Origin of the sequence: Paenibacillus ilasis, from assembly GCF_043195395.1 — a bacterium.
Lineage (GTDB): Bacteria > Bacillota > Bacilli > Paenibacillales > Paenibacillaceae > Paenibacillus_AQ > Paenibacillus_AQ lautus.
The window spans coordinates 86,334-103,979 of record NZ_JBHDJG010000005.1 but is presented as its reverse complement, the minus strand read 5'-3'; the positions used below and the strand labels follow the sequence as shown (position 1 = coordinate 103,979).

Below are 17,646 nucleotides of genomic sequence, written 5' to 3'. Positions count from 1 at the left end.
AGAAGCGACAGCGGTGGCCTTTAAAGCCGGGAAACCACCTCACCCTATCATCCGAGGTTTCCCGGGTTTAACAGCGATCGGAGATACGATCCGGACACGGAGCGGCATAAAGGTCTTCTGCATTTTCTCTCCCGCAGTTAATGTCTAATTTTTATATGATTTTTAAGCCAATCCTTCGGGTACTTCCCCGCCGCAGCTTGGTTTATCATCAGGATATACAAGAGAGGAGGGGTTGGTTTGAAAGCGGTAACAAAGACGGAAAGCAGCATCCAACCTGCCGCAAAGAAAAAGAAAGGCTTTTGGACCACTTTCAAAGAGCAGAAAGTACTGTACGGAATGTCGCTACCATTCATCGTCATTGTATTCATCTTCAGTTATTTGCCGGTGTGGGGCTGGCTGATGGCATTCCAGAATTACAAGCCGGGCAAAGAGATATTCGAGCAAAAATGGGTGGGCCTGGACCATTTCGCAGCACTTTTCGCGGACGATAAGTTTTATCTGGTGTTGCGAAATACACTCGCCATGAGTTTCATGGGATTGATCGTTGGATTCACGATTCCGATCCTATTCGCAGTCTTGTTGAATGAGCTTCGTGGAAGCGTATTCAAGAGGACCGTACAGACGATATCTTATCTGCCGCATTTTGTGTCCTGGGTCGTGGTTGCCGGTATTGTGACCAAAATGCTGTCTACAGATGGAGGCGCTGTCAATCAGCTGCTGATGTGGCTGGGGTTGATTGATCAGCCGATACAGTTTATGGCTCAGGGGAACCTGTTCTGGTACATCGTAACGGGCTCCGATATATGGAAGGAAATGGGCTGGAGCGCGATCATTTATTTGGCAGCGATCTCAGGGATTGATCAGGAGCAATTCGAAGCGGCCAAGGTTGACGGCGCAAGCCGGATTCGCCAAATATGGCATATTACGCTGCCGAGCATCGCCCCTACGATTGCTATCCTGCTGATCATGTCCATCGGTCATCTGATCAGCATCGGTTTCGAGAAGCAGTTCCTGCTGGGGAATCCGCTGGTGGTGGATTATTCCGAGGTGCTGGACCTGTATGCACTGAATTATGGTCTTGGCATGGGACGTTTCTCATTCGGTACGGCCATCGGAATGTTCAACTCCGTCGTGAGCATCATCCTGCTGCTGCTTGCCAACGGTTTGTTCAAAAAATTCACGAAGCAATCGATTATGTAAGGGGAGGGAAACAGCATGGCACGAACCAAAGCAGCATTCAAGCCCTCGCTCTCCGATCGGGTGTTTGATATCGCGAATTTTACCATCATGGCACTGGTCATGATTGTCACACTCTACCCGTTCCTGAACGTTCTGGCGATATCGCTGAACGATTCCGTCGATACGGTGCGCGGGGGAATCTACATCTGGCCGCGGGAGTTCACGCTGGAGAACTATGTGCAGATTTTTAAATACGACGGCTTGGTCACCGGGGCCAAAAACACGATTCTCCGTACGCTTGCAGGGACCTTTCTGGGCTTGCTAAGCGGCACGATGCTGGGCTACGTCCTCAGCAGGGTAGACTTTCAGGGAAGAAAGTTCATGTCGACCTTTCTTGCGCTGACGATGTATTTCTCCGGCGGAATGATTCCGGTGTTCATCCTGATCCGCGACCTGAACATGATGAATTCGTTTCTGGTCTACATCATTCCGGGCATGGTGAGCGCGTTTAACGTATTCGTCATCCGGTCTTTCATCGACGGCCTGCCGTACTCGCTGCAGGAATCGGCAAAGCTTGACGGGGCCAACGATTTTACGATCTATTACAAAATCATTCTTCCGCTCTGTAAGCCCGTCTTGGCTACCATCGCCTTGTTCCTGGCCGTCGGGCAGTGGAACTCTTGGCTTGATACGTATCTCTACAACGGTAACGCCCCCCATCTCACCACGCTCCAATTCGAGCTGATGAAGGTGCTGCAGAGCACCCAGGGACAAACCAGCGGCATGATGTCCGGCCAGAATATGGCCGAGATCGTGAAGCAGGTGTCGCCGGAGTCGATCAAAATGGCAATCACGATTGTGGTAACGGTTCCAATATTGCTCGTCTATCCGTTCCTGCAGCGGTATTTCGTGAAGGGCATGACGCTTGGAGCGGTAAAAAGCTAAGCATATGTACGGTATCAGCAGGCATTGCGTCCTGTTATACGATAAATGATTAAAAATCGATTTAGGGGGTATAGCAATGAAACATAAGAAGAGATTGTCGCTGCTGCTCGCGATCATGATGATGGCTACATTCGTTCTTGCAGCGTGCGGCAACAGCGACAGCAACAATAGCGCAAATGGCGGTGAAGAAGGCAACGGCGGCAGCGATACGCAGCAGGAAGAGAAGCTGGAGCCGATGACCATGACGTATTATAGCGCGGATTCCAATGCCAACTGGGCCAACATGCAGGATGCGGTCGGCAAGAAGCTGACTGAGAAAACCGGCATTACGATCCAAGCCGAATACGCGGTGGACGGCTCCAATCAGAAGCTCCCGCTGATGGTGGCGAGCGGGGAATATCCGGACTTGGTATTTGCCAAGGGTGACGCCAATCTGTTTGTGGATTCCGGAGCGTTTATTGATCTGACGGATCTGATTGAAGAGCATGCACCGAACATTAAGAAGGTGTATGGAGATTATATGAGCCGCCTGAAATGGAGCAACGATGATGAGGCCATCTATGTCCTCCCGACACTTGCAGCGGTGGACCATCAGGCACTCGATGCCGGCGGCACGTTCCAGATCCAGCATGAAGTGCTGAAAGAACTCGGATACCCTGAACTGAAAACGGTGAAGGACTATGAGAAAGCGCTGAAAGACTATGCCGAGAAAAACCCGACGATTGACGGCCAGCCGACGATTCCGCTGACGCTGAATGCGGACGGATGGAGAATCATGATCTCGGTAACGAACCCGGCGTTTATCGCGACAGGCGTATCGGATGACGGCGAGTACTATATCGACCCGGAAACAACCGAGGCGAAGCTTCATTACAAGCGGCCGGAAGAGAAGGAATACTTCCGCTGGCTGAATCATATGAACGCCGAGGGCTTGTTGGATAAAGAAACGTTTGTGCAGAAGACGGACCAATACGAAGCCAAAATTTCCTCCGGCCGCGTCCTTGGCGTCATTGATCAGGAGTGGGGCTTCGGCAATGCAACGAACGCGCTGAGAACTTCCGGCAAGGAAAACCGCACCTATGCAAGATTCCCGATCCAGCTGGATGAGTCGACGAAGGATGCAACGTTCCAAGACACGGGTTACGTCGCCGGATGGGGCGTAGGCATTACAACATCCGCCAAGGATCCGGTTCGAATCATCAAATTCCTGGATTATCTGGCTTCCGAAGAAGGGCAAATTTTGATGAATTGGGGAATCGAGGGCGAGCATTACAACGTTGTGGACGGCAAGCGTGTCATTCCGGAAGACGTTCAAGAGCGCAAAACCTATGACAACGCCAACTTCACAAAGGAGACAGGAATCGGCTTGTACAATGCGATGTTCCCTCGTTACGGCGACGGCGTGAAGGATTCGACGGACAACTATTACACAACGAACTTCCCGGAGACGATCATAGAGAACTATACGCCATCCGCAAAGGAGACGCTGAAAGCATACGGCGTCGAAATGTGGAAAGACCTGTGGCCGAAGCAAGAGGAATTTGAAGTGAAGCCGTGGGGCGTTGCTTACAACATTCCGGTACCGAGCGACTCCAATATCAATATCACGTACAAAAAGGTGGAAGAGATTACTCGGAAGCGGATTCCGGAAATCATTCTTGCCGATCCGGCGAAATTTGATGCGCTGTATGATCAGTTCCTCAAAGAACTGAATGATGCCGGCGCCGAGAAAATGGAGCAGGAATACACCCAATTGGTACGCGACCGTGTGGAGCTCTGGAATAATTAAGGTATAGGTAAATAGAAGGGGCCGGCTATATGCGGCCCCTTTTGCCGCTATTCAAGGTTGTTACTGCTATAGCGGCGGTACTTATTTTACTTACAAGAAATACAACAATAGATGAAGGATTTAAGGTGTTCTTCGAGAAGACCTTTATCAACTGGAATAAGGGGGGATTACACTGAATTCAGCAAAGCAGCAGGTCTCAACATTGTGGTATCGGGAGCCCGCGGCCAAGTGGGAAGAAGCGCTACCGCTCGGAAACGGCCGTCTTGGCGCCATGGTGTTCGGAGGCGTACAGGAAGAACGCATTCAATGGAATGAAGATACGCTTTGGTCCGGATTTCCCCGGGATACGAATAATTACGAGGCTCGCCGGCATTTGGCAGCGGCAAGAGAGCTGATTGCGTCCGGAAAGTATGCCGAAGCCGAACAGTTGATTGAGGGCAAGATGGTCGGCAGAAGCACGGAGTCCTTTTTGCCTTTAGGTGATCTGGTCATCAGACAGTCGGGAATAGCGGATCATTGGACGGACTATAGGCGCGAACTGGATTTGGATACAGGGATTGCATCCACTCGCTTTCGAGCGGGCGGCTCCGATGATATTTTCAGCAGGGACATGTTCATCAGTGCGGTTGACCAGGTCGCGGTTATCGGTTATGCGAGCACGGGCGGCGCACCCATCCAATTGGAGATTGGGTTAAATTCACCGCTGCAGCATCGTACACGCGCAGAGGAAGACGGAACCCTGGTATTGTATGGACATGCTCCAACCCATATTGCCGATAATTACAGAGGCGATCACCCCGGGTCGGTACTCTATGAAGACGGGCTTGGCATACAGTATGAAATGAGGCTGCTGGCCCTGACGGATAGCGGGCAGGTAACGGTGGATGACAGCGGCATACGCATCAACGGCGCAGGTTCGGTCACGCTGCTGATTGCGGCAGCCACGAATTTTGAAGGCTTCGATCGTTCTCCAGGTTCTGGAGGAACCGATCCGTCCGGGATATGCAGGGGGAGACTTCAGGACGCGATGCGGCATGGTTTTGCAGAATTGCGCTCACGGCATGTCAAGGACCATCAAGCCTTGTTCAGACGGGTCGAGCTTCAGCTTGGCCGTCCAGAGGCTGAGGGTTCTACACAAGCATTGGCCACCGACGAGCGGATGCAAGCGTACCGGGAGGGACGGGAGGATGCTGCTCTTGAGGCACTGATGTTTCAATTCGGAAGATATTTGCTCATCGCCAGCTCCCGGCCAGGTACACAGCCCGCCCATCTGCAGGGCATATGGAATCCGCATGTACAGCCGCCATGGAACAGTGATTATACAACGAATATCAATACCGAGATGAACTACTGGCCCGCAGAGACGACCCATCTGAGCGAGTGCCATGAGCCGCTATTCCAGATGATCCGGGAGCTTAGCGTAAGCGGTGCCCGGACGGCGAAGATTCATTACGGCGCCCGTGGATGGGTCGCCCATCATAACGTGGATCTATGGCGAATGGCCAGCCCGAGCGATGGCAGAGCCATGTGGGCTTTCTGGCCAATGGGTGGCGCATGGCTGTGCCGGCATCTATGGGAGCGTTATCAATTCCACCCGGACCTCGAATATTTGCAGGAAACGGCTTACCCGCTGATGAGGGATGCGGCATTGTTTTGCCTGGATTGGCTTATTGAAGACGGGAAAGGGCATCTGGTGACCAGCCCGTCGACATCGCCGGAGAATCAGTTCCTTACCGAAGCAGGCTTGCCTTGCAGCGTGTCGGCAGGCTCCACCATGGATATGGCCATCATTCGGGATATATTTCATCACTGTATCGAAGCATCACAGCTGCTGGAGCAGGATGAAGAACTGCGGGAGGAATGGAGGGCGGCGGTCGCGCGCTTGCTGCCTTACGCCATCGATGACGAGGGCAGGCTCATGGAATGGAGCGAGCCTTATCCGGAAGCGGAGCCCGGACATCGGCACGTATCCCATTTGTACGGATTGTACCCCGGCTCCGATATTACCCTGCAGGATACGCCGCAGCTTGCGGAAGCCGCTTATCGTACGCTGATGTCGCGCATCGACCATGGTGGGGGGCACACGGGATGGAGCTGCGTATGGCTGATCAACCTGTTTGCCCGACTGCAGCAGCCGGACAAGGCGTATGATTATGTCCGGACGCTGATTTCCCGTTCCATGCATCCTAATCTGCTCGGAGACCATCCTCCGTTCCAGATCGATGCGAATTTTGGAGGCACCGCCGGACTTGCGGAAATGCTGCTTCAGAGTCATTTGGGTGCCATTCAGCTGCTGCCGGCGCTGCCGAAAGCGTGGGCAGAAGGCTCCGTAAGAGGATTAAAGGCTCGCGGCGGGTTTATTGTGGACATGGAATGGAGGGAAGGCCTCTTAACGTCTGCGAGCGTAACCTCTACGCATGGCCGAACCTGTAGAATTAGCTATTCCGTGCCTTTCGCCGTTAGAAGGGAAGACGGAAGTGTAGTGACGACGGATGACCATGGCTCGTTTGAAACGGTGAACGGAGCGACGTATCGGATCACGCCAGCCACCGATGAAGACAGCGTGAACACGAATGGATTGAACAAGGCTTTCTTGAAGTGAACGAGATTTGAACTAAACCAGATATGGAATTTATGAAGCTAAAGGAGCTGAACCCTAGATGATTAACGAAAAGTTACCCAAAATGTGGTATGGCGGCGACTATAATCCCGAGCAATGGGGTGCGGAAGCGTGGAAGGAAGATGACCGCATGTTTAAACTGGCGGGTATCGATGTTGCCACCATTAATGTATTCTCTTGGGCATTGAGCCAGCCGAACGAGGACACGTACGATTTTGCATGGCTGGACGAGACGATCGATCGGCTGTACCGGAACGGGGTATATATCTGTCTGGCAACCAGCACAGGGGCACATCCGGCTTGGATGGCGCGTAAATACCCGGATGTGCTGCGCGTTGACTACGAGGGCCGCAAACGCAAATTCGGCGGCCGCCATAACTCCTGCCCGAACAGTCCCACCTACCGTAAATACGCCACAATGATGGCCGGCAAGCTGGCGGAACGCTACAAGGATCATCCGGCCGTCCTGATCTGGCACGTATCGAACGAATATGGCGGGTACTGTTACTGCGATCATTGCGCCGCGGCATTCCGGACTTGGCTGAAGCAGCGCTACGGCACACTGGATGCCGTGAACAAAGCATGGAATACCCGCTTCTGGGGCCATACCTTCTATGACTGGGAGGACATCGTTGTACCTAACGCTTTAAGCGAAGAATGGTCCGGCAACCGGACCAATTTTCAAGGCATATCCCTGGATTACCGCCGTTTCCAATCGGACAGCCTGCTGGACTGCTACAAGCTGGAGCGGGATGAATTGAAGCGGATCACGCCGGATATTCCGGTGACCACGAATCTGATGGGGTTTTACCCGGAGCTGGACTATTTCAAATGGGCCAAGGAGATGGATGTCGTCTCCTGGGACAACTATCCGTCGCTGGATACCCCGTACAGCTATACCGCCATGGCACATGCCCTGATGCGGGGGCTTAAGGGCGGTCAGCCCTTTATGCTGATGGAGCAGACGCCGAGCGTTCAGAACTGGCAGCCGTACAACTCGGCCAAGCGTCCGGGGGTTATGCGATTGTGGAGCTACCAAGCGGTCGCCCATGGTGCGGATACGGTGATGTTCTTCCAGCTGCGCCGTTCGATCGGAGCCTGCGAGAAATATCATGGTGCGGTCATCGAACATGTGGGACATGAACATACTCGCGTATTCCGCGAGTGCGCCGAGCTGGGCAAGGAGCTGCAGCAGCTGGGGGACCGAATCCTGGATGCCCGTTCCGACGCCAAAGTCGCGATCATCTACGACTGGGAGAACCGGTGGGGCATTGACCTGTCGAGCGGTCCGACCGTTGCCCTCAATTACGTGAATGAGGTCCATAAATATTACGATGCCCTGCACCAGCTGCATATTCAGACCGATATGGTCAGCGTGGAAGAGGACTTCCGGAAGTATGACGTTGTCATTGCGCCGGTGATGTATATGGTAAAGCCGGGATTCGCGGAGCGCGTGGAGGCCTTTGTATCGCAAGGCGGCACCTTTGTGACGACCTTCTTCAGCGGTATCGTCAATGAATATGATCTTGTGACGCTGGGCGGTTATCCGGGCGAGCTGCGCAAGGTCATGGGAATTTGGGCCGAGGAGATTGATGCGCTGCTTCCGGGTCAGCAGAATCAGGTGGTGATGCGAGGCCGGAAGGGACAACTGGAGGGCACCTACGACTGCGGAATTCTGTGCGACGTGATCCATGCAGAAGGCGCGGAAGTCGTTGCCGAATATGGCTCCGATTATTATCAAGGCACGCCATCGTTAACCGTGAATTCCTTCGGGCAAGGGAAGGCATGGTATGTGGCCACAAGTCCGGAACCTAAATTCCTGAAGGACCTGATGCAAACCATATGCAACGACCATGGCATTAAGCCCGTTTTGAAGGCTCCGGAAGGCGTTGAGGTGACAAGGCGCGTGAAGGAGGGCGCGGAGTTCATCTTTGTACTTAATCACATGCCGGAGAGCAAACCCGTGCCATTGGAAGGGGAAACCTATGTTGACCTGCTGACGGGTGAGGAGCATCGGGATTCCTGCGAGGTGCCGGCCCGCGGAGTCATGATATTGGAGAAACGGCAGAAATAGAGGATCGCGTGAGGTTTTTTGCGAAGGCATCCATCACGTAAAGGGTTTGCATAAAAAAGCAGAGAAAGCAGGGGATCCCATGCTCTCTCTGCTTTATTTTATATGCCCAAACCCAACATAGGCTTCATGCCTAAAAGAGGTTAATCGCTGCCCAGTCTACACTTCCTTCTCATGCAGCTTACGGAATTCCTTGGGCGAAATGCCCTCTTGCTTCTTAAAGACAAGACTGAAATACTTCTCGTTCTTGAAGCCGACCATTTCGGAAATCGCTGCCATTTTCAGGCCCGGATTTTGCAGCAGGATTTTAGCCTTGGAGATGCGGATCCGGTTCAGATGTTCCGGGATGTTAATGCCGTGCTTTTGCTTGAATTTGCGGGAAATGTACTCACGGCTTACATGAAATCGGTTTGCAATATCATACAGCGACACGTCGTTCTGATAATTTTGCTCGATAAACGCCGTAATGTCATGGATCAGGTCCTGTCCCGTTTGCTTCTGGGACTGCAGCGCCGAGGCCAGCAGGCTCATTACATCCATCCAATACTGCTGCCATTCTGCCAGGGAGCATACATATTTGTCCGGGCTTGGCCGCTCGATGGCGGCGCTTTCCTCTTTGTACAATTTCAACAAAGGTTCAGACGACGGGTTAGCGGTTTCATGAATGACGTGATTGGCAAATCTTTCGATATCGCGGTCCCAACGCTCGAGAAGCTCCGGCGTGAGAACGCCGCTTTTTCGAATAGCCGCAATGAATGATTCAACAGCTTCGGTTATGGGAGCGGGTTGGCCGCTAAGTATGGCGAGCTTCCAGGTATCCTCAAACCCGCTGAACTGTACGCCTTTATGATGGTCAACGCCGGATCGGCGCTGTTCCTCCGTATCATGGATAAAGTGATTTAGGACCGTTAAATCGCGCTGATGCAGGGCGGACGAGCTCCGGGCATACAAATCCGGTATGTCTGCCGGGTATTGGCCGTCAGGACTAACGCCAAAATGCATGTGGCGCGACAAGGTGCGATGCATCCCGTTATTGATCTCTTGAAGCAGCGTTGCAAGCGTTGCAAGCTGATCCCACAGCAATATAACCAGTTGGTGAGGTGAACCGAAGTGACGGAAGGCAATCCCGATCCGGTCCTTTTGCAGAAATTCATTGCAAATATTAAGCAGGGCAAACATGAGCAAATCCTGATGATGGCCAAAGCGGCTATAAAGCGCGTGATCTGACTTGTCCATTTGCATGACGGCCAGGCGTATCGTCTGCGTTTGCTCCGGTACGATGCCTTCATCCTTGAGGCGATTGACCACCTGGATATGGGCGCTTTTGTCATCAATAAGACTGGATAACAGCTTCTCCGAGTAGACCGGCCGGTACTCGTTCACCTGAACATGCTGCTGCCGCGCCGCAAGGCGCTCCCGTTCCTCGGCTTTCCAGGCGGCAGTCGCCTTGGCGACTGCTTGGTTGATGACGTCTTCCTCAATGGGCTTCAGGATATAATCCGTGCCGCTGTACCAGATGGTGTTGCGAACGAATTCGAAGTCGTCATGCCCGCTGATGACAATGAATTTGATATCCGGGTAATTTTTGTGAATCCATTCCATGAGATCTACGCCGTTTTTGAGCGGCATCAGCATGTCCATCAGCACGAGGTTGGGCCGGAATTCCGGAATCAACTTCATCGCCTCAAGACCATTGGCGGCTTCCTCAATATCGATAATCCCGTGCGTCTCCCACTGGACGAGCAGTCGGATGGCTTTACGCACGCGAGACTCGTCATCCACGATCAATGCCTTCATCCGTTTCACCTTCCACATTTATAGTCAGTACAACACGAAAGCCATGCGGCTGGTTGTTTTCGATGCTGAACTTGGATTTTCCGCGATAATACAGCCTCAGCCTTGTCATGATGTTGATGAGTCCGATCCCGCTGCTGTCTTCCGTTTCCATTTCGGAAAGAACCTGAAGCTGTTCCAGATCCATTTCTTCCATCCGAAGCAAGTGCTCCTGAAGGGTTTGGAACGGCTCATCCTGCATTCCGTTACCGTTATCCTCGACCGTGATCTGCACGATGGAGGCCGACAGGCGCTTACTTTTTAACGCGATGTAATTGTTTTCCGCCAAGGGGTTCATGCCATGCTTGAAAAAGTTCTCGATCAGCGGCTGAACCAGCATTTTCGGGATCAACACCTGCAAAGTCGACTCATCCACATCGTAACGGAAGTCGAACTGATTCTCAAATCGTTCCTTCTGCAGCTCCACGTAATCCTTGATATGATCGATCTCTGTAGCCAGCGTGACCGGTTTATCGGTGTTGTACATGCTGTATCTCATCATCCGGGCAAGGGCGGAGATCAGGGAGTAGATTCTCTTCATTCCATGCTCCAGCGCAAGGGTGCCGATCGTTTGCAGCGCATTGTTCATAAAATGCGGGTTCACCTGCGCCTGCAGCGCGCGGAGCTGGTTGGTCCGGTTCGCCAGCTTCAGCTTGTATTCCTGCAAGATAAGGTTGTTGATCGTATCCATCATGCTGCCGAACCTGCGGTGCAGGGTTCCGATTTCGTCTTTGCGGTTGGAGGAGATATCCACGGCCATTCGTCCGCTTTTGACTTGGCTCATGAGGCCTACCAATTCCCGGATCGGCGCCGTAATATAGACCGAAATCCAGATCGTGGCGGCGATGATGAGAATAAGGGACACGGCTATCAGCAAAATATTGACGAAGGCTGCTTTGTCCGCGCTGCTTAGAATATAGGAGGAAGGGATCTCCTTAATCATCGTCCAGTCGTTGATCGACGTCTTGATATTGTTATATAAATAGATTTTGTTGTTATACTCGAAATGGCCTTCCTTCTTGCCGGACTGCTTGATGCTGTCGTACCATTCCGTTTGAATCTGCTGTCCCAGCATCTCGCCATGGCCGGCATACATGATATACCCGGCTTCATTCGTAATATACAGCTGCTCATGTTCGGGCTGGAACAGCTGATTGCTGATCCGGCTCAGGAAATTCATGTCCATATCGATGGCGAGAATGCCCAATCGCTCGGTCGAAGGGACGCGTTCAATGACCCGGTACATCGTGAATACTTGTTTATTGGCCTCATAGGGATAAGCTAACTGAAAGCCATACGTGTGAAGGGGATGGGGCGGCTGTAAGACCACCGTATAGTTACCGAGATCGGGAATTTCGGGATAGAGGTTGACATCACTCGTTTTTCTGGCGATATCCTGGGCGAATAACGTGGCCTCTCTTTTGCCGTCGACATAGAGATAGACCTGTCTGGAGCCGCTAATGGCTTTTTGAATGGACTGCAGCGTGGCGGACTGCCTGCCGCTGGCATTGATGTTCTCATGACTATAATAAAGGCTGCGGAAAAAATCCGGATCCGAATAAACCGTAAGGGAATTCCGGTTCATGTCTTCCAAATAGCTCTCCAAGTTCAACCGTCCCTGATAGAGAAGGTTCATATTCTCAACAACGGCCCGTTCCTTGAGCGAGTTGGTGGTCATCACATAGCTGATGATCATGGAGATGGTGGTCGGAATGATGGTAGCCATGATCATAAAGGTAATCAATTTGGTGCGAATGCTGTTCCAATTCCAGTTCAATAAATTCACCGCCGATCAATTTTCTATACCATTTAGTTCACATCCTGTGGTAGTCCCAAGGTCTTCATCTTAGCATAATTAAATCATAGAGAAATGGATAGAGAAACGATAGGACAAGCGGAGGGGGATTTACATGAACAGCAAGAGAACGGCTGCCTTGACGCAGCAGTTGGTTTATATCGGACCCGCGCTGCTGTTTTTCGGTATTACGATCATTATCCCATTTGTGATGGGGATGTATTACTCGTTTACCAACTGGAATGGTGTATCGGGGAATGTCGAATGGGTAGGACTGGACAATTTCAAACAGATTTTCACAAATGACAGCGCATTCGCACAGTCCTTTTGGTTCACCACCAAGTTTACGATCGTTGGCGTGCTTCTAACGAATCTGGTCGGTTTTTTCCTGGCCTACTTCTTAACGAAAAATATTAGGGCGCGCAACTGGCTGCGGACGATCTTCTTCATGCCGAACGTGATCGGCGGATTGCTGCTCGGTTTCATCTGGCAGTTCATCTTCATAAAGGGCTTTGCCACCGTTGGCGAGGCAACGGGGATTCCGTTCTTTAATCTTCCGTGGCTGGGAGATGAAGTAACCGGCTTCTGGGGCATTATCATGGTCTTTGTATGGCAATCATCAGGCTATCTGATGGTCATCTACATCGCGTCCATTACGAATGTGTCCAAGGAAGTCATGGAAGCTGCCGAGATTGATGGTGCGAACCGGTTTCAAGTGCTCAAGAGCATCATCGTTCCGCTTATCATGCCGGCGGTCACCGTATGTTTATTCCTGGCGATATCCTGGTCCTTCAAAATGTTCGACCTGAACCTGTCGCTCACGAAGGGCGGACCCTACCGCTCCACGGAGTCGCTGGCCATGAACGTGTACAATGAGGCATTCCTGAACAACAGGTATGGACTCGGGACGGCCAAGTCCCTGATCTTCTTCCTGGTCGTTGCCGTCATCACGCTCATTCAAGTCCGTTTAACGAAGCAGAAGGAGGTCGAAGCTTAAATGAGATCGAAGAAACCTCCTATGTCGGCTTCCACGATCGTATTGCAGATTGTGATGGTCATTATTGCGCTGATCTTCCTGGCGCCCTTTTACTTCCTGCTGGTGAACTCGGTCAAATCGCTGGGCGATATTATGGTCGACGCGGCCAACTGGCCAACCGCTTTTCACTTTGACAACTACAGCAAGGCTTGGGAAATGACCCGCTTCCCGGAAGCGTTCGTCAATTCCGTCATTATTACGGTCATCAGTAACCTAATCATCGCCCTGTTGAGCGCGATGGCGGCTTACCGGATGGTTCGGTCCAATACGAGATTCAATCAAATCGTGTTCATGCTGTTCGTATCGGCCATGGTCATTCCGTTCCAATCCATTATGATTCCATTGCTGCAGGTCATTAACTTCCTGGGCGTTAACAACAGTATCGTCGGATTGATTCTCAGTTATCTGGGACTCGGCATCCCGTTGTCGGTCTTCCTGTTCCACGGGTTCGTGAAAGGCATTCCGCTTGAAATCGAAGAGGCCGCCACGGTCGACGGAGCTTCTCCGTTCCGAGTATTTGCCCGTATCGTTATGCCGATGCTGAAACCTATGATGGTTACGGTCATCATCCTGAACTGTCTGTGGGTCTGGAACGACTACCTGCTGCCGTCCTTGATCCTGCAAAGTCCGGAACTGCGGACGATTCCGCTCGCGACCTTTGCTTTCTTCGGACAGTATTCGAAGCAGTGGGATATGGCGCTGCCGGCTCTGGTGCTGGGCATTACGCCGATTATCATCTTCTTCCTGTCATTACAGAAGTATATTGTTGAAGGCGTCGCTGCCGGCTCCGTTAAGGGGTAACGGCAGCCTGGCTTCTTCCAAATCGGTTTTTCTATCTTTATATATAAACAATACTAGGGGGTAGTAAAGATGAACAAAATGAAATTATCACTCGTGATGCTGCTGGCTTTCTCGCTGCTGCTTGCGGCTTGCGGCGGCAAGTCGGAGGAAGGCCAGGGCGGAAGCTCGAACGGAGCTGCCGGCGAAGTTAAGACGGTTAAGATTTTCCAATTCAAAACCGAGATCGTGGACGGCCTGAATGAACTCAAGGTTGAATTCGAGAAGGAATATCCAAACATCAAGCTTGATATTCAAACCGTGGGCGGCGGCGCTGATTACGGTGCTGCACTGAAAACGAAATTCGCATCCAACGATGCGCCTGATATTTTCTCCAACGGCGGCGACGCCGAGATGGAGATGTGGATCGACCGTCTGGAGGATCTGTCCGATCAGCCTTGGGTGAACGATCTGGTGGACATGGCAAAAGAGCCGATGACCAAAGACGGTAAAGTATACGGCATGCCAATGAACCTTGAAGGATGGGGTTACATCTACAATAAAGATTTGTTTGAGCAAGCAGGCATTACCGAGCTTCCTAAAACCTATGCCCAATTGGAAGATGCTGCGAAGAAGCTGGAAGCGGCAGGCATAACTCCTTTTGCGAACGCTTACCAGGAATGGTGGCTGATCGGTAACCAAGGCATTAACCCGGCGTTTGCCCAGCAGGATGATCCGAATGCCTTTATCCAGGGCTTGAACGACGGTACTCAAACATTCGCAGGCAATGCGAAGTTCGAAGAGTGGGCCAAGCTGATGCAGCTGACATTGGATCACGGGAACAAAAACCCGCTGACCACTGATTATAATACGGCCATTTCCCTCCTGGCTACGGGCAAAACAGCCATGATGCAAAACGGCAACTGGGCCCAAACCGAGATTGATGCCATTAATCCGGACCTGAATCTTGGCTACCTGCCGATGCCGCTTGGCGACAATGCGGAGCTAAATGACAAGCTGAACGTTGGCGTACCTGCGAACCTGGTCATTAACAAGGATTCCGCGTCGAAGGAAGAAGCGAAGATCTTCCTGAACTGGTTTGTCACATCCGATATCGGTAAAGAGTACATCGTCAAAAAATTCAAATTCATTCCGGCCTTAAAGACAATTGAAGCAACGCCTGAGGATATGGGCGACCTGGGTTCGTCTGTGTGGGAGTATGTACAAGCTGGAAAGGTACTGCCAAGACAATCCGCGAAGTTCCCTGACGGTGTAGCACAGGAATTCTCCGGTGCGATGCAGGCCTTCTTCGCAGGCAAATCCGATGCGAACAAGATGCTTGAGGATATGCAGACATCCTGGGATAACCTGAAAAAGTAAGGAGCAACGCTCTAATTCAAGTTAGCTAATCGTTCATAAGAGGTATGATCCCTGTCCGACATGACATGGGATGGTACCTCTTTTCTTTAAGATTCATAGTTCGTTGATAGAGGTTTGCTCAGCTAAAGAACGATGAAGGAGGCAATTCGATGATTAATGAACATTTTCCTAAGATATGGTATGGCGGGGACTACAACCCCGAGCAATGGGATAAGGCAACGATGGAAGAGGACCTGCGGATGTTTGAGCTGGCCGGCGTTGACGTGGCGACCCTCAATGTATTCTCCTGGGCCAAAACGCAGCGCGATGAGGACAGCTATGATTTCACATGGCTAGATGAAATTATGGATCGATTGGCAGAGGAGCAGGTCCATGTCTGCTTGGCAACAAGCACGGGGGCGCATCCGGCCTGGATGGCCAAGAAATACCCGGACATCCTGCGCGTTGATTACGATGGGCGCAAACGCAAATTCGGCGGTCGTCATAATTCATGTCCGAACAGCCCGACGTATCGCAAATATTCGGTGCTGATGGCGCGCAAGCTGGCTGAACGGTACAAGGATCATCCGGCATTGGTCATCTGGCACGTCTCCAATGAGTACGGGGGGTATTGCTATTGCGACAATTGCGAGCAGCAGTTCCGCGTCTGGCTGAAAGAGCGTTACGGGACGCTCGATAAGCTGAATGCCGCATGGAATACCGGATTCTGGGGCCATACCTTTTACGAGTGGGACGAGATTGTGGTACCGAACGCGCTCAGCGAAGAGTTCAACGGGAACCGGACGTTCTTCCAAGGGATATCGCTGGACTATCGCCGATTCCAATCCGACAGCCTGCTGGCATGTTACCGGTTGGAGAAGGAAGAATTGAAGAAGGTTACGCCGCACATACCGGTCACCACCAACCTGATGGGATTTTATCCGGAGCTGGATTACTTCGAGTGGGCGAAGCATATGGATGTGGTATCCTGGGACAACTATCCCGCGCTTGATACGCCGGTAAGCTTTACGGCGATGTCGCATAATCTGATGCGCGGGCTGAAAAGCGGGCAGCCGTTCATGCTGATGGAGCAGACCCCGAGCGTTCAAAACTGGTCGCCCTACAATTCCGCTAAGCGTCCAGGCGTGATGAGATTATGGAGTTATCAGGCCGTAGCCCATGGGGCCGATACGATCATGTTCTTCCAGCTCCGCCGTTCCGTGGGGGCATGCGAGAAGTTCCACGGCGCATTGATTGAGCATGTGGGACATGAGCACACCCGGGTCTTCCGGGAATGCGCGGAGCTCGGGCAAGAGCTGCAGCAGCTCGGAGACAAGCTGCTCGACTCCCGTTCGGACGCCAAGGTAGCGATCATGTACGATTGGGAGAATCGTTGGGCGCTGGCGCTGTCAAGCGGACCTTCCAAAGCTTTGAACTACGTAGACGAGGTTCATAAATATTATGATGCGCTGTATCAGCTGAATATCCAGACGGATATCATCAGCGTTGAGGAAGACCTGAGCAAGTACGATGTGGTAATTGCCCCCGTGATGTATATGGTGAAGCCTGGCGTTGCCCAGCGCGTGGAGCAGTTTGTATCCAGGGGCGGAACCTTTGTGACGACCTTCTTCAGCGGCATCGTCAACGAGAACGATCTGGTGACCCTGGGAGGTCATCCCGGCGAACTGCGCAAGGTAACTGGTATCTGGGCCGAGGAGATCGATGCCCTGCTTCCCGGGCAGCAAAATCAGATCAACATGAAGCAGGATTGGGGATCACTGCGTGGAAGTTATCCATGTGGAATTTTGTGCGACGTCATCCATGCGGAGACGGCGGAGGTTCTGGCTGAGTACGGATCCGACTTCTATAAAGGCACGCCTGTTCTGACGAAGAATGCGTTTGGCGAAGGTCAGGCCTATTATGTGGCGAGCAGTCCGGATTCGCAGTTCCTGCAGGGATTTCTTGCCAATCTGTGCGAAGAACAGGGTGTGAAGCCGCTGCTGGAAACACCAGCCGGGGTAGAGGTGGTGGAACGGGTGAAGGATGGGAACTCCTATTTGTTCATCATGAACCACAATGCCGAAGAGATGACGTTTGATGCAGGTTCTGCCAATCAATTCGATCTCCTGGGCAGCCGACAAATTTCGGGCCATGTTACGATTCCGGGAAGGGACGTCATGATTCTGGAACGGACGGCCGCCGTAAGGTCTTAAAGAGGACCATGGAGATTTAACTCGGACCT

Annotated in this window: 11 protein-coding genes; 9 read left to right on the top strand and 2 right to left on the bottom strand. The window is 52.1% G+C overall.

Annotated features, from left to right (window positions below):
- Positions 1 to 237: 237 nt before the first annotated feature.
- The 5 genes from ACETK5_RS30510 (at position 238) to ACETK5_RS30490 (ending at position 8,607) form a co-directional block, all read left to right on the top strand.
- The gene (locus ACETK5_RS30510) at positions 238 to 1,200 is read left to right on the top strand and encodes an ABC transporter permease (RefSeq protein WP_100541444.1); all 963 of its coding nucleotides are present in this window, start codon (positions 238 to 240) and stop codon (positions 1,198 to 1,200) included.
- A 15-nt stretch (positions 1,201 to 1,215) separates the two neighbouring features.
- On the top strand, positions 1,216 to 2,124 hold the full coding sequence (locus ACETK5_RS30505; RefSeq protein WP_100541445.1) for a carbohydrate ABC transporter permease: 909 nt from the start codon (positions 1,216 to 1,218) through the stop codon (positions 2,122 to 2,124).
- Between the two features lie 76 nt (positions 2,125 to 2,200).
- Complete coding sequence (locus ACETK5_RS30500; RefSeq protein WP_100541446.1) at positions 2,201 to 3,913, top strand: ABC transporter substrate-binding protein; 1,713 nt, start codon at positions 2,201 to 2,203, stop codon at positions 3,911 to 3,913.
- 202 nt (positions 3,914 to 4,115) lie between these two features.
- Positions 4,116 to 6,515: a glycoside hydrolase family 95 protein gene (locus tag ACETK5_RS30495; protein ID WP_243391011.1), complete on the top strand. Its 2,400-nt coding sequence runs from the start codon at positions 4,116 to 4,118 to the stop codon at positions 6,513 to 6,515.
- Between the two features lie 58 nt (positions 6,516 to 6,573).
- Positions 6,574 to 8,607, top strand: coding sequence for a beta-galactosidase (locus tag ACETK5_RS30490; protein WP_100541448.1), 2,034 nt, complete (start codon positions 6,574 to 6,576; stop codon positions 8,605 to 8,607).
- A gap of 156 nt (positions 8,608 to 8,763) precedes the next feature.
- On the opposite strand, the gene ACETK5_RS30485 is transcribed toward ACETK5_RS30490, so the two are convergent.
- Together ACETK5_RS30485 and ACETK5_RS30480 are read right to left on the bottom strand one after the other, a co-directional pair.
- A complete protein-coding gene (locus ACETK5_RS30485) occupies positions 8,764 to 10,401 on the bottom strand; it encodes a response regulator transcription factor (RefSeq protein ID WP_100541449.1) in 1,638 nt (545 codons plus the stop codon).
- The gene (locus ACETK5_RS30480; protein ID WP_243391012.1) at positions 10,379 to 12,223 is read right to left on the bottom strand and encodes a cache domain-containing sensor histidine kinase; all 1,845 of its coding nucleotides are present in this window, start codon (positions 12,221 to 12,223) and stop codon (positions 10,379 to 10,381) included. Before ACETK5_RS30480 ends, ACETK5_RS30485 begins: the two co-directional genes overlap by 23 nt.
- A gap of 124 nt (positions 12,224 to 12,347) precedes the next feature.
- Here ACETK5_RS30480 and ACETK5_RS30475 point away from each other — a divergent pair, with 124 nt between their 5' ends.
- The 4 genes from ACETK5_RS30475 (at position 12,348) to ACETK5_RS30460 (ending at position 17,617) form a co-directional block, all read left to right on the top strand.
- Positions 12,348 to 13,229: a carbohydrate ABC transporter permease gene (locus ACETK5_RS30475; protein WP_100541450.1), complete on the top strand. Its 882-nt coding sequence runs from the start codon at positions 12,348 to 12,350 to the stop codon at positions 13,227 to 13,229.
- On the top strand, positions 13,230 to 14,069 hold the full coding sequence (locus ACETK5_RS30470; protein ID WP_100541451.1) for a carbohydrate ABC transporter permease: 840 nt from the start codon (positions 13,230 to 13,232) through the stop codon (positions 14,067 to 14,069).
- Between the two features lie 69 nt (positions 14,070 to 14,138).
- Positions 14,139 to 15,425, top strand: coding sequence for an ABC transporter substrate-binding protein (locus ACETK5_RS30465; RefSeq protein ID WP_100541452.1), 1,287 nt, complete (start codon positions 14,139 to 14,141; stop codon positions 15,423 to 15,425).
- 149 nt (positions 15,426 to 15,574) lie between these two features.
- Positions 15,575 to 17,617 (top strand): beta-galactosidase, encoded by a 2,043-nt coding sequence (locus tag ACETK5_RS30460; RefSeq protein WP_100541453.1) that lies wholly within the window; start codon positions 15,575 to 15,577, stop codon positions 17,615 to 17,617.
- Positions 17,618 to 17,646 lie beyond the last annotated feature (29 nt).

Excerpts from the sequence above, each read along its gene's own strand:
- ACETK5_RS30505 (WP_100541445.1), top strand. The coding sequence starts at position 1,216 with ATGGCACGAACCAAAGCAGCATTCAAGCCCTCGCTCTCCGATCGGGTG.
- ACETK5_RS30475 (WP_100541450.1), top strand. The coding sequence starts at position 12,348 with ATGAACAGCAAGAGAACGGCTGCCTTGACGCAGCAGTTGGTTTATATC.
- ACETK5_RS30470 (WP_100541451.1), top strand. The coding sequence starts at position 13,230 with ATGAGATCGAAGAAACCTCCTATGTCGGCTTCCACGATCGTATTGCAG.
- ACETK5_RS30485 (WP_100541449.1), bottom strand. The coding sequence starts at position 10,401 with ATGAAGGCATTGATCGTGGATGACGAGTCTCGCGTGCGTAAAGCCATC.
- ACETK5_RS30460 (WP_100541453.1), top strand. The coding sequence starts at position 15,575 with ATGATTAATGAACATTTTCCTAAGATATGGTATGGCGGGGACTACAAC.
- ACETK5_RS30500 (WP_100541446.1), top strand. The coding sequence starts at position 2,201 with ATGAAACATAAGAAGAGATTGTCGCTGCTGCTCGCGATCATGATGATG.
- ACETK5_RS30465 (WP_100541452.1), top strand. The coding sequence starts at position 14,139 with ATGAACAAAATGAAATTATCACTCGTGATGCTGCTGGCTTTCTCGCTG.
- ACETK5_RS30490 (WP_100541448.1), top strand. The coding sequence starts at position 6,574 with ATGATTAACGAAAAGTTACCCAAAATGTGGTATGGCGGCGACTATAAT.